This window comes from Dehalococcoidia bacterium (assembly GCA_040902535.1).
In the GTDB taxonomy this organism is placed as follows: domain Bacteria; phylum Chloroflexota; class Dehalococcoidia; order DSTF01; family JACRBR01; genus JBBDXD01.
Genome location: JBBDXD010000018.1, coordinates 52,226 through 64,458, shown reverse-complemented (window position 1 = coordinate 64,458; position 12,233 = coordinate 52,226). Strand labels below are relative to the sequence as shown.

Below are 12,233 nucleotides of genomic sequence, written 5' to 3'. Positions count from 1 at the left end.
CCTCTTCCAGCATTCCCGGGTAGGGAGAGCTTCGTCTATGCGGCGTCTTCGAGCGCGACGATCGTGACGTCGCTGTCGCCGAAGATCTGCGCGGCACGGTCACTCAACGCTTGCTGGATGTCGGCGGGGCTCGTCCCGGCGATGACCCACACCTTCAGCGTCGCGTTGCGGCCGTCGTAGTCGAGCAGCGCCACGTCGCGCACGGCCGGGTGTTCGCCCACCGCATCGTCGACGGCGCGCAGGTCCAGCGGCCCGCCGCTGCTCTGGAACTCGAGCCGGAAGCAGATCAGGTCGCCCGCGGCGTTCGGCGTCGGCTGTTGCGTCTCCGCCTCCTGCGCGCCCCACCCGGAGTCGGTAGCTGCATCGGATGGCGCAGACAGCGATTCCACGTTCGGCACGAGCGTCGGCCGCGTGATCGACTCGGCGGGCGCACCGCGAGCGCCGATTCCCTGCCGGCCCGACTGGATCACCGACTCGATCTCGTCCAGGAGCGCGTTCACCGCGCTGACGCGCGGCATCAGGCTCTGGATGCGCGTCGCTGCGTCCGCCGCGCGCGTGAGCGCGATCTGCAAATCGTCGATCGCTTCGCTCAGGTCTTGCGCCAGCACGGTCTTGGAGTCGTTCGTCGCCATCACTGTCTCCTGTGTTGCTTCGCAACGCGCGCGGTTCGATGCACAGGATGCCGCAGCGGCAGCCAGCCGGAATTAGGTGAACACCCCAACTCGGTCGATGCGGAGCACCGCATTTCGTCGCGGGCCGGCAGGTTAGACACCCGCGCAATGCGACGTATGTGCCGTGTCGCGTGTTCGCCTAGTGGCCGGCCGCCGTCAGCAACTCCTCCACCTTGTCGGAGAGGGCATCCGGTGAGAATGGCTTGTTGATGGCGGCCTGTGCGTCCAATTCGCGCTGCGCCTGCCTGGCGCCGTGCGCCGAGACGATCATCACCGGCATGTCGAAGCCCCGCTGACGCAGCTCGCGGTAGAACGCGTGCCCGTCCATCACGGGCATCTTCAGGTCCAGCACGATGATGTCCGGGTGCTCCGCCTCGACCTGTTCGAGACCGCGCTCCCCGTTCGAGGCGATGCTTACGTCGTAGCCGCTCGAACGCAACGTCATCGCGATCATCCGGCTCATCGGGGCGTCATCGTCGATGACGAGGACGCGCGCGTGCTCAAGATGTCCCTGCATTTCGACCAGATTAACGGGATTCGCGCCCGGGAATACCTCTTTCGGGGCACGAGGCGCGTATGTAACGAACCTGCAAGGAGTTCTGCGTCAAGAAGTCCGGGCTATTCCGTCCAGAACGCCACGCCGGTCAGGCCCGGGCCGGTGTGTACGCCCATCACCTGCGTGAACTCCGTGACGAACGACTCCTCGACGTTGAGCGCGCCCACCAGCCGGTCGCGCAGCGCCTCCGCGTCTTCGAGCGCGTCGGCGTGATGCACCGCCAGGTGGATCCGCCGGCCGTGCGCAGCGTCGACCGTCATCGCCGCGATGCGTTCGAGCGCCCGCCGCCGCGTGCGCGTGCGCGCCGCCAGCTTGATGTCGGAAGCGCTGAACCGCACGATCGGCTTCATCTGCAGCAGCCCCGCCGCCCACGCTGCCACTCGCGGCACGCGGCCGCCCCGCGCGAGAAACTCCAGCGTGTCGAGCATCGCCAGCAGTGTGACGCGCGCCGTCATGTCCTGCGCGCGAGCCATGACGTCTTCGATCGATGCGCCGGCGTGCGCCAGGCGTGCCGCCTCGATCACGACGAACCCCTGTGCCATCGCGGCGTTCCGCGAGTCGATGATCCGGATGTCGGCGTCCGGTGATTCGCTCATGAGCATCGCGATCGCCTGGCGCGCCGCGTCGTACATCGCGCTGAACTGCGCGGAGACGGTGATGCACAGCACGCTGTCGGCGCGGCGTGCCGCCCGCGCGATCGCGTCGAGGAACATGCCGGGCGATGGCGCCGCCGTCGTCGGCCGCTCGCGCGATGAGCGCAGCAGCGCGTAGAACTCGTCGTCCGGCAGCATCGCATCGGCGAACGTGCGGCCGCCGAAGATGATGTGCACCGGCACCACCTCGATGCCGTAGCGCTGCACGACTTGCGGCGGGATGCACGCGGTGCTGTCAGTGACGATCGCGACGGTCAACGTGCTCTCCTCGATGGCCGGGGGGGTCGTGGCTTCACCAGAACGTATCATGGGGACGTCCTTTTACTATGAATCCCTGATTTGCGACCCCCGAAGGCCTCTGTTAGACTCACCTTCGAGTAGAAAGAGGACGGAACGTCGCATGGCGCTAACCACAGAGCGCAAAGCCGAACTGATCGGCGAGTACAAGGGCCACGAGACCGATACCGGGTCGACCGAAGTCCAGATCGCAATCCTCACGGAGCGCATCAACAACCTCACCGAACATCTGAAGCGTAACAAGCACGACTACCACACCCAGCGCGGGCTCCTGAAGCTTGTCGGGCAGCGTCGTCGCCTGTTGGCGTATCTCAATAACAGGGACGTCACGCGCTACCGCACCATCCTCGCAAGACTCGGCCTCCGCAAGTAGACGAACAGCCTCTGCGGAGGCTGTTTCATTTGCGACCGGCAGGGTCCGGCTTCGCAGGGAACGGAAGAAAAGAGTCTCCCCTCGAGTTCGGTCTGATGGCACTAGCGGACGCTGCGGCGCCGCCCGAACACCACCAATCCCTCCTCGAGTCGAAGACACGCACCGCCAGGGGCGGCTGCATGCCAGATCAACACAACCACGATCAGGTCCGACATGACCTGCAACCACGACCTCGATGGAGGATGGAGGAACACACAGAACATGGCTGATATCAAGACAGTCACACGAGAGCTCGGCGGCAAGACGCTCACGCTCGAAACGGGGCGCATCGCCGGGCTCGCGGGTGGCGCGGTTACCGTGCGTTACGGCGACACGGTCGTGCTCTGCACCGCCACCATGGCGAGGAAGCCCCGCCCGGGCATGGACTTCTTCCCGCTCACCATCGACTTCGAAGAGAAGCTCTACGCGATCGGCAAGATCCCCGGCTCGTTCTTTCGCCGCGAAGGCCGCCCCAGCACCGAGGCGATCCTCAGCGCGCGCCTGACCGACCGGCCGCTGCGCCCCCTCTTCCCGAAGGGCATGCGCAACGACGTCCAGATCGTCATCACCGTGCTCTCCGCCGACCGTGAGAACGACCCGGATGTGCTCGGCACCGTTGGCGCTTCGGCGGCGCTAAGCATCAGCGAGATCCCGTTCAACGGGCCGGTGAGCTCGGTGCGCGTCGGCTACATCGATGGTCAGTACATCGTCAACCCGACCTTCGACCAGCTCGAGGAGAGCCTCATCGACATGGTCGTCGCCGGTACCCGCGACGCCATCATGATGGTCGAAGCCGGCGCCAGCGAAGCGCCCGAAGACGTCATTCTCGGCGCGATGGACTTCGCGCAGCAGCAGAACCGCATTATCATCGAGCTGCAGGACGAACTGACGAAAATGTTCCCTGTTACCAAGTGGGAGTTCGTGGCGGAGACCGCGCCTGACGCGCTTAAGGAGAAGGTGTTCGCCGATCTCTCCGGCAACGTCGAGCAGTTCATCGCGCTTGCGAAGGACGAACGCCAGGGCGCGCTCGACGACCACCGCGCGCAGCTCGTCGAGAAGTACGGCGAGCAGTACGGCGAGAGCGCCGTCGAGCAGGCCCTCGACGCCTTCATGAAGAAGACGATTCGCGATTCGATCCTCAAGCACGACCGCCGCCCCGACGGTCGCGATTCGGTAACGGTGCGTCCCATTACCTGCGAGGTGAACCTGTTGCCGCGCACGCACGGCAGCGGCCTCTTCACGCGTGGACAGACGCAAGTGCTGAGTATCACGACGCTCGGCGGCGTCGGCGACGCGCAGAAGCTCGACAACCTTTCGCCCGTCGAGAGCAAGCGCTACCTGCACCACTACAACTTCCCGCCGTACTCCGTCGGCGAGACGGGCCGCATGGGCGGCGCCGGCCGCCGCGAGATCGGCCACGGTGCGCTGGCTGAGCGGGCCATCGTTCCCGTGCTGCCGAGCGTCGAAGACTTCCCCTACACGATCCGCGTCGTCTCCGAAGTGCTGTCCAGCAACGGCAGCACGTCGATGGGCAGCGCCTGCGGCAGCACGCTGTCGCTGATGGACGCAGGCGTGCCGATCACGGCCCCGGTGTCGGGCGTCGCGATGGGCCTGATCATGGGTGAAGACGGCAACTACAAGGTGCTAACTGACATCGCCGGCCTCGAAGACGCCATGGGCGACATGGACTTCAAGGTCGCCGGCACCGAGAAGGGCATCACGGCGCTCCAGATGGACATCAAGATCCAGGGCATTCCCATGGACGTCATGCGCGCGGCCGTCGCGCAGGCCCGCGAAGGACGCATGTTCATCCTCAACCGGATGCTCGAGGCGATCAGCGAGCCGCGCGAGGAGATGTCGCCGTTCGCCCCGCGCATGTACCGCCTGCAGATCGACCCTCAGAAGATCGGCACGGTTATCGGCCCGGGTGGGCGCATCATCCGCTCGATCATCGAGGAGACCGGCGCTTCGATCGACATCGAAGACGACGGCTCTGTGTACATCGGCGCAACGAACGAAGAGTCGGCGCGCCGCGCGATCGACATCATCGAAGGCATGACGAAGGACGTCGAGGTCGGCCAGGTGTACACCGGCAAGGTGACGCGCCTGATGAACTTCGGCGCCTTCGTCGAGATTGCGCCCGGCAAGGAAGGCCTGGTGCACATCTCGGAGCTGGCGGACTTCCGCGTGCCGAGCGTCGAAGAAGCGGTGTCGCCCGGCGAAGAAGTGCAGGTCATGGTCACCGAGATCGACTCGATGGGCCGGGTGAATCTTTCGCGGCGGGCCGTGCTCGCCGGTGAAACCGATCCGTCGGAGGTCGTGAAGCGTCAGCAAGCGGAACGCCAGAACCGCGGCCCCGGCGGCGGCGGCGATCGAGGTGGTCGCGGCGGCCCCGGCGGCGGACGCGATCGACGCCCCGGGGGCGGTGGTGGTGGCGGCTACGGTGGCCGCGGCGGCGGCAACGGCGGTAGTGGCGGTGGCCGCGACCGGCGTGGCGGCGGCGGTGGCCGCGATCGGCGCCCCGGCGGTGGTGGCGGCTACGGCGATGGCGGGCCCCCGCCTCCTCCCCCGCGTCCCCCCTTCGCCGGCGGCGGCGGCACCAACCAGGACTAACAGCGCAGCACAACAGTCAAGCGCCCGGACGACTCGTCCGGGCGCTTCGTTTCGTCCTCGCCCAGCGAGCGCCCGCCCTGACGCTTGAAAGCCAAACTAGCCATTGGATCGACGCCGTCGCGCCATCGCATCCGCCAGCAGCAGCAGTTCCGGGTCGCTGTACGTCGCTTCGGCCGGCACCATGAGGTTCGCGAGCGCGTTCGCCGCGGCCTTCGTCGTCGCGAGCGCAAGCTCATCCTTCGCGAGCAGCTTCTCGGCGAGCGCGCGCGCTTCGTCGAGCAAGCGGCCATCGTCGTACACGTGGTTCACGAAGCCCCACCGCTCCGCGTCGTCCGCCGAGAAGCGGTCGCACGTCATGACCAGCTCCTTCGTGCGCGCGGGCCCCAACTCGCGCATCAGCCGGGGCAACGAGTTCCACGTCATCGGCAGGTCGAGGTCGACTTCCGGTATCGAAAACCACGCCGAGCGCGCGGCAAGCCGCAAATCGCAGCACGCCGCGAGGACGACGCCGCCTCCGACCGCGAGTCCGTTGACGGCCGCGATCGTCACCTGCGGCAGCGTCGCGATCGCGTCTGCCGTGCGGTTTCCGGCCGCGACGCGGTGGCGGCGCTCGATGTCGTTTTTCGCCGGCGGGCGCTTCGCCGGCTTCAGGTCATTGCCGGACGAAAACGCCCGTCCTTCGCCGGTCAGCACGACGACACGGATGCCGCCATCGTCGCGGAGTACTGCGCACGCGTGCTGGATCTCATCGTGCATGACGTGGTCTATGGCGTTGAGCCGGTCCGGGCGCGACAGCATCAGCGTCGCAAGACCGCGACGGCGCCGGTCACGCACAAGAGTGATCGTCTTGTAACGGGTTGCCGCCATCAGAACAGCGCGATCGGGTTCACCGGCGACCCCGTACCGCCGACGACCGGTATCGGTGCGAAGGTGAGCATGAATTCGTAGCGTCCCTCATCGGCGCAGGCCTCGGCCAGCGGCTGCAGCACCGAGTTGTCGACCAGCGCGATGCCGTACGAGAAGATCGCGCCGTGGATCGTCCACGGTACGCGATAGTCGTTTGGCGTCGCGTCCATCAGGTCCCACGCCAGCACGGCGACGTCGTGATCGCGCAGGAACGGCAGACACGACGCGTGCAGGCCGGGGTTCGGGCCGCGGTAGCCACTCCAGTCGCGATGGTCCGCCTGGTACGCCTCGCGGCCGCCGTATACGACGAGCGCATCGCCCGGCTCAAGAGCCACACCCTGCGCGCGGGCGATGGCCTCGAGTTCGGCGCCGTGTACGGGCTCCTCCACCGTGACGTACGGCGTTCCGCGAAACGTCGGCACGTCGAGCAGCACGCCGCGCGTGGTGATGCCGTCGCGCCAGTGCTCGATGCCACCCCACAGGGCGCCGCCAAGGAACGTGTCGAATGACTCCGCAGGCTTGCGCCCGCCCCACATGCCGTCGCTATCCCACACGTGGCACAGGGCATCGACGTGCGTCGTCACGTGGCCGTGGTAGTTGATCCCGTAGAAGTCGGTGACGGCGTTCTCATGCACCTGCAGGAAGTGCTGGGCCGGCCAGGGATTATGGCGCCCGGGCCGTTTCGGAAGGTCGCGGCTGATCGAGACACTGCGGCCGCTGCGGACAAGTTGCGCAGCCCGGACGCGCTTCTCGGGCGTGATGAGGTTGATGGCGCCGCGCTGATCGTCGTCGCCCCAGCGCCCCCAGTTGCGCCGGTCGCGCAGGTAGGAAAGCACATCGTCGCGCGTGGTGTTGCTGGCGTCGATCGTCATGGCGGCCTCCCTGGAATGCTTGGCTACGTGGACGCGATCATAGACCGCCATGGCGATCCGCGGAAGCGCATCGATGGGCTGATCGTCTTCCGGCGCCGCGGTCGTACTGGGAGCGTTTCACCCATACTTGTGCAAGCGTCACCCCTAAGCACCCCTTCCTCGCCCCGTAACCTTGACGCGCCGGTATCGTAGGAGGCGGCGATCGCGCCGTTTTCGAAGCTGCTGTTATGCCGGGACGGTGTCTGCACCCTGCTATACTCAGCTTCGGATCCCCGCTTCTCCGGCCGATAACTCAGTGTCAGATGTCGTAGGCGCCGCCGCGGGCCGCCACGCCGTCGACGCAGGCGCGGAGCGCTGAACGTTCGCACGGATGCGGTGTCGTACGGTGTGGTTGCTGCGATTGGATCTGAGATGACGAACGACACCCCCGCGGACCAGCAAGCATCAGACCGCGCCGCGGAGATCATCGCCAGAGCGCTCGCGCAAGGGTTGATGGAGGCGGAAGTCATCCTCGCGGCCGATCGCCAGGCGCGCGCGCCGCAGGTCCCGCCGCAACTGATCGAGACGCTGGAGCGCTTCAGTGCGGTACTGACGCGGCTCGTCGAATTCACCGAACAGATCGGATCGCGCATCAACGACCTGACGGAGGCCGTCAACGTGCTCGCGGACATGCAGGCGCACCAGCCGCTGCCGCAGGCACAGCCCGCGAAGCCGCAACTGCCTGAGATGGAGCCAGCGTTCGCGCCGGGCGGGGAGGGCATCGACGTCACCATCGCGTCGGTGCCGGGCTTCCAGGGGCTCATGGAGCTGCAGCGCGCGCTCGTGCGGCTGCCGCAGGTGCAGAGCGCCGCGGTGCGCCGTTACCAGGACGACGAAGCGGCGATCCAGCTCGTACTCTCGCAGCCCATGAGCGCTTCCGCGATCGCCGAAGGCCTGACGGCCGGTACCGGCCGCACGATCTTCGTCGACGAAGCGCGGCCGGAAACGCTCCGCCTGCGTCTGCGCTTCCTCCACAGCCAATAACGCTCGACCGCGCCCACAACGCTAGGTTCCCGCGTCCAGCGTCCAGCCTCCAATGCCGTGTCCATCTGTGGTTCCCCTCCCGGTTCCCGCTTCCCGCTTCCCGCCTCCAGCTTCCAACGTCCAGTGCCGTGTCCATCTGTGGTTTCCCTCCCGTTCCGCTCCCGTTCCCGCTTCCCGCCTCCAACTTCCACCTACCAACATCTACCGCCCGGCCCTAACCTACAGCCGATGCACCTGCGCCATCTTTCGCTGACCAACTTCCGCAACTACGCGAAGCAGGACCTGGACCTCGCGACTGGCCCCGTGCTGTTCCTGGGTGAGAACGCGCAGGGCAAGACGAACCTCCTCGAAGCGGTATTTCTGCTCGCGACCGGGCGCTCCGAACGCGCCAGCACGGACGCAGACATGCTCGCCTGGGAAGCGCGCGATGACCCGCAGCCATTCGCGCGCGTCCTCGGACAGGGCGTACGGCGCTCCGGCGACGTCTCCGTTGAAGTCACGATCGCAGGCCGCGAGGGCGCACGAGGCAGGCTCATCGCGTCGAAGCGCTTCAAGCTCAACGGACTCCCGAAGCGCGCGTCCGACGTCAACGGCGCCGTACTCGCCGTGCTCTTCACGACCGACGATATGGATCTCGTCAAAGGATCGCCCGCTGGCCGCCGCCGCTACCTCGATACGATGCTCTCCCAGGTCGACCATCAGTACCTGCGCGCGCTCCAGCGCTACAACAAGGTGGTCACGCAGCGGAACGCGCTGCTCAAGCGGATCCAGGAACGCGCCGCCACCCGCGACGAGCTGGCGTACTGGGACGAAGAGATGGCGCGCGACGGCGCCGCCATTGCAGTGGCGCGCGCGCTCGCGGCGCGGGATCTCGCCGAGACTGCACGCGAGGCGCACGCCCGCCTCAGCGGCGAGCGCGAGCGCTTCGACCTGGCGTACGAGCCGCGGTTCGTCGAGGGTTGGACGCCCGACCGCCTCGCGACTGCGGACCCGTCCGAAGCGTCGCTCGCTCTGCTCGAACGGCTCACCGCCATGCACACGCGCGATATCGCCGCCGGCGTTACGCTGAGCGGCCCGCACCGTGACGACCTTTCGATGATCCTGGGCGGCGAGGCGGCGGCGGCGTTCGCGTCTCGCGGCCAGCAACGCACCGCCGCGCTCGCGCTGCGGCTCGCCGAGGCGCGCGTGCTCGCGCACCGCGCTGGTGAGCAACCGATCCTGCTGTTAGACGACGTGCTCTCGGAACTCGACCAGTCGCGACGTGCCAGCGTGCTCTCCGCGTTCGACGCCGATCAGGTCATCATCACGAGCCCCGACCCCGACCGCTTCTCCCCCGCCTTCACCCGCGAGGCGCAGTCGTGGCGCGTCGCACAGGGCGCCGTGACGCTCGATTGCTGACCATCAGATGTGCGCGGCGCGATGTGACTTCTGAGAGCTGCGCTTTAGCGGCGTCGTCAGCACGGCGAGCGAGACCGACGGCTTTGCATTCAACAGCTGGATCCCGCTCGACGCGGAGACGTGGACGATCCTCGAACGCGTCCGGTGCCGTCGCCGCTAGCGTCGCGCCTTCGACGGCGCGGCGCGCTCGCGCGATTGCCCTATCAAATACCCGTAGATATGATCCGGTGCGCGGATCGAAGCGCTGCGGGAGGAATCACGGTTGCTGCCGTCACATGAGTTCCCCGGGAACTGGGTCTACTACATCTCCTTCCTCGTCGCGGTGGCGTTCTTCGCGTACTCGGTGTCCGTCAAGGTCTCCGTCTTCGCGCAGGGCCGCGGCGACTGGCGTTTCGACAAGCTTGGCGAACGTCTCATCTCACTCGTGCCGTATCTCGTCGGCAACACGCGCGTCGCCCGTCTGCGCTACTGGTACAGCGGCCTGCTGCACACGCTGATCTACTGGGGCTTCATCGTCCTGCAAGTGCGGACGCTGAACTTCCTGATCAAGGGCGTCGACAACGACCTGGCGCCCGAATCGTGGGGCGGCATCTTCTACGATGTGCTCGTCCGCGCGCCGATGGACCAGTTCAACATCCTCGTGCTCGTCGGATGCGGCATGGCTGCGTGGCAGCGGCGCTTCTGGAAGCCCGCCCGCATGACGTTCAACTTCGACGCCTGGCTGATCCTCTTCTTCATCGCGTTCCTCATGGTCACCGACATCATGACGAACAGCTTCGAGATCGCCCTGCACCCGGAGTCCGGTCAGGGTTGGTCCTTCGTCGCGTGGCCCCTGGCGCAGTTCTGGCAGGCGACGATGTCGGAGAGCGTCATGGAGGGCATGCTCGTCTTCTGGTGGTACGCACACCTCTATGACTTCCTCCTGTTCTTGAACTACTTGCCCTACAGCAAGCACTCGCACGTGCTCACCGTGCCCTTCAACATCCTCTTCCGCCGCATCGCGTCGACGGGCCAGCTTCAACCGATCAAGGATTTCGAGAACCTGGAGCGCTTCGGCGCCGGCCAGATCCAGGATCTGACGTGGAAGCAGATGCTCGATCCGTACACCTGCACGGAGTGCGGCCGGTGCGAGATCAACTGCCCGGCGTACCTCACAGGCAAGGAACTGTCGCCGAAGAAGATCATGCATGACATGCGCTCCGCCATCGAGCAGGAAGTACACAAGGTCAGTTCGCCGCTGTTCGTCTGGGACGCGCTAAAACCCGGCAAGCTGGAAGACGGCAACGGCCACGCCGAGGAGTTGTCGCTGATCGATGCCGTCGGCTTCAACCCGATCTGGGACTGCGTGACGTGCGGCGCCTGCCAGTACCAGTGTCCCGTGTTCATCGAACACGTCCCGGCCCTGCAAGACATGCGCCGCTTCCTGACGATGAACGAAGCCAACATGCCCGAGACCGCGACGCAGACGCTCACGCAGATCGAGCAGCGCGGCCATCCCTGGCGCGGCACCGCCTACACGCGCACGTCGTGGATGGAGGGGCTCGAGGTGCCGACGTTCGACGGCTCTCAAGAATACCTGTACTGGGTCGGATGCTCGGGCGCCCTCGTCGACCGCAACATCCCGACGACGCGCGCCGTCGCCCGCTTGCTGACCGAAGCGGGCATAAGCTGGGGCTGCCTGGGCGAGGAGGAGTCCTGTACCGGCGATCCGGCGCGCCGGCTCGGGAACGAGTACCTGTTTCAAACACAAGCGCAGGCGCTGATCGAAGTGCTGAACGCCAAGGGCGTGCGCAAGATCATCACGAACTGCCCGCACTGCTTCAACACGATGACGAACGAGTACCCTCACTTCGAGGGCACGTTCGACGTGATCCACCACAGCAGCTTCCTCTCCAAACTGCTGCGCGAAGGCGCGCTGCGCCCCAAGAACGAGTTGCCCCTGGCGATCACCTACCACGACTCGTGCTACCTCGGACGCCACAACGGCAACTACGACGGCCCGCGCGACATCGTCGATGCGCTGCCCGGCGGTTCGCGCGTCGAGATGCCCCGCAACCGCGAGAACAGCTTCTGCTGCGGCGCCGGCGGCGCGCACATGTGGGTCGAAGAGTCGAAGGGCAAGCGCATCAACGTCGCCCGCACCGAGGAGGCCTACAGCACCGGCGCCGAGATCATCGCGACGGCGTGCCCGTTCTGCATCCAGATGTTCGAGGACGGCATCCCTACCGTAGAGCCCGACGGGGACAAGCGCATGAAGACGTTCGACGTCGCGGAACTGCTCGAACTGACCGTCATCGGCAAGCCGGCCGAAGGCTCGCGCGCTGCCGAAGCGATGGCGCTCGATGAGCCGGTCGTCAGCGCCGCTGCCGAAGTCATCGAGGAGTAGGTCCGGTAGCGCACGCCGGTGCAGCGTCATGCCTGGACAGACGGCAGATCCGACCCGCGCTGATCAGGACTACTGCTACGTCACCACGACGGGCCGCGTCACTGGCAACCCGCACACCATCGAGATCTGGTTCGCCATGAACGACAGCACCATCTACATCCTCGCCGGCGGCCGCTACCGCTCGGACTGGGTGAGGAACGCGAAGAAAGCCCCGCGCGTCGGCGTCCGCATCGCCGGTCATACATTCGAAGGCGTCGCGAGAATCGTCGAGGACGGGACGGAGGACGCGCTGGCGCGCCGCATGTTGCTCGACAAGTACGCGAAGTCCGCCGACAGCGGCCTCGACGACTGGGGCCGAACCGCGCTCGCGGTCGCCATCGATCTGACGCCGCAAGCCGACGCTACGACAGCCGGCTGATCGCCGTGTTCTTGACGACCGGCGTTCA

At 66.6% G+C, this 12,233-nt stretch carries 11 protein-coding genes; 6 read left to right on the top strand and 5 right to left on the bottom strand.

Features of this window, described 5'->3' with window-relative positions; all coding sequences use genetic code 11:
* Positions 1-35 precede the first annotated feature (35 nt).
* The 3 genes from WEB52_08505 to WEB52_08495 all read right to left on the bottom strand — a co-directional run bounded on the left by WEB52_08505 (position 36) and on the right by WEB52_08495 (position 2,189).
* Positions 36-632 (bottom strand): hypothetical protein, encoded by a 597-nt coding sequence (locus WEB52_08505; protein ID MEX2226475.1) that lies wholly within the window; start codon positions 630-632, stop codon positions 36-38.
* A 178-nt stretch (positions 633-810) separates the two neighbouring features.
* Positions 811-1,188 carry a response regulator gene (locus WEB52_08500; GenBank protein ID MEX2226474.1) on the bottom strand — a complete coding sequence of 126 codons (378 nt, stop codon included), beginning with the start codon at positions 1,186-1,188 and terminating at the stop codon, positions 811-813.
* Positions 1,189-1,289: 101 nt separating this feature from the next.
* A complete protein-coding gene (locus WEB52_08495; protein MEX2226473.1) occupies positions 1,290-2,189 on the bottom strand; it encodes a DegV family protein in 900 nt (299 codons plus the stop codon).
* 91 nt (positions 2,190-2,280) lie between these two features.
* Here WEB52_08495 and rpsO point away from each other — a divergent pair, with 91 nt between their 5' ends.
* Together rpsO and WEB52_08485 are read left to right on the top strand one after the other, a co-directional pair.
* The gene (gene rpsO / locus WEB52_08490) at positions 2,281-2,550 is read left to right on the top strand and encodes a 30S ribosomal protein S15 (protein ID MEX2226472.1); all 270 of its coding nucleotides are present in this window, start codon (positions 2,281-2,283) and stop codon (positions 2,548-2,550) included.
* Between the two features lie 261 nt (positions 2,551-2,811).
* A complete protein-coding gene (locus WEB52_08485) occupies positions 2,812-5,202 on the top strand; it encodes a polyribonucleotide nucleotidyltransferase (protein MEX2226471.1) in 2,391 nt (796 codons plus the stop codon).
* A gap of 96 nt (positions 5,203-5,298) precedes the next feature.
* Here the strand turns inward: WEB52_08485 and WEB52_08480 are convergent, their stop codons facing one another.
* On the bottom strand, positions 5,299-6,069 hold the full coding sequence (locus WEB52_08480; protein MEX2226470.1) for an enoyl-CoA hydratase/isomerase family protein: 771 nt from the start codon (positions 6,067-6,069) through the stop codon (positions 5,299-5,301).
* Positions 6,069-6,980, bottom strand: coding sequence for a cyclase family protein (locus tag WEB52_08475; protein ID MEX2226469.1), 912 nt, complete (start codon positions 6,978-6,980; stop codon positions 6,069-6,071). The genes WEB52_08480 and WEB52_08475 overlap by 1 nt, the downstream gene beginning before the upstream one ends.
* Positions 6,981-7,391: 411 nt before the next feature.
* Here WEB52_08475 and WEB52_08470 point away from each other — a divergent pair, with 411 nt between their 5' ends.
* The 4 genes from WEB52_08470 (at position 7,392) to WEB52_08455 (ending at position 12,205) form a co-directional block, all read left to right on the top strand.
* Complete coding sequence (locus WEB52_08470; protein ID MEX2226468.1) at positions 7,392-8,003, top strand: hypothetical protein; 612 nt, start codon at positions 7,392-7,394, stop codon at positions 8,001-8,003.
* Between the two features lie 228 nt (positions 8,004-8,231).
* Positions 8,232-9,401: a DNA replication/repair protein RecF gene (gene recF / locus WEB52_08465; GenBank protein ID MEX2226467.1), complete on the top strand. Its 1,170-nt coding sequence runs from the start codon at positions 8,232-8,234 to the stop codon at positions 9,399-9,401.
* 262 nt (positions 9,402-9,663) lie between these two features.
* Complete coding sequence (locus tag WEB52_08460; GenBank protein MEX2226466.1) at positions 9,664-11,787, top strand: (Fe-S)-binding protein; 2,124 nt, start codon at positions 9,664-9,666, stop codon at positions 11,785-11,787.
* A 28-nt stretch (positions 11,788-11,815) separates the two neighbouring features.
* Positions 11,816-12,205: a nitroreductase family deazaflavin-dependent oxidoreductase gene (locus WEB52_08455; protein MEX2226465.1), complete on the top strand. Its 390-nt coding sequence runs from the start codon at positions 11,816-11,818 to the stop codon at positions 12,203-12,205.
* Positions 12,206-12,233: the final 28 nt, after the last annotated feature.

Bases quoted from the DNA above. Each gene is read 5' to 3' on its own strand.
- WEB52_08500 (MEX2226474.1), bottom strand. From the start codon at position 1,188: ATGCAGGGACATCTTGAGCACGCGCGCGTCCTCGTCATCGACGATGAC.
- WEB52_08475 (MEX2226469.1), bottom strand. From the start codon at position 6,980: ATGACGATCGACGCCAGCAACACCACGCGCGACGATGTGCTTTCCTAC.
- WEB52_08480 (MEX2226470.1), bottom strand. From the start codon at position 6,069: ATGGCGGCAACCCGTTACAAGACGATCACTCTTGTGCGTGACCGGCGC.
- WEB52_08495 (MEX2226473.1), bottom strand. From the start codon at position 2,189: ATGATACGTTCTGGTGAAGCCACGACCCCCCCGGCCATCGAGGAGAGC.
- WEB52_08455 (MEX2226465.1), top strand. From the start codon at position 11,816: ATGCCTGGACAGACGGCAGATCCGACCCGCGCTGATCAGGACTACTGC.
- WEB52_08485 (MEX2226471.1), top strand. From the start codon at position 2,812: ATGGCTGATATCAAGACAGTCACACGAGAGCTCGGCGGCAAGACGCTC.
- rpsO (MEX2226472.1), top strand. From the start codon at position 2,281: ATGGCGCTAACCACAGAGCGCAAAGCCGAACTGATCGGCGAGTACAAG.
- WEB52_08505 (MEX2226475.1), bottom strand. From the start codon at position 632: ATGGCGACGAACGACTCCAAGACCGTGCTGGCGCAAGACCTGAGCGAA.
- WEB52_08470 (MEX2226468.1), top strand. From the start codon at position 7,392: ATGACGAACGACACCCCCGCGGACCAGCAAGCATCAGACCGCGCCGCG.
- recF (MEX2226467.1), top strand. From the start codon at position 8,232: ATGCACCTGCGCCATCTTTCGCTGACCAACTTCCGCAACTACGCGAAG.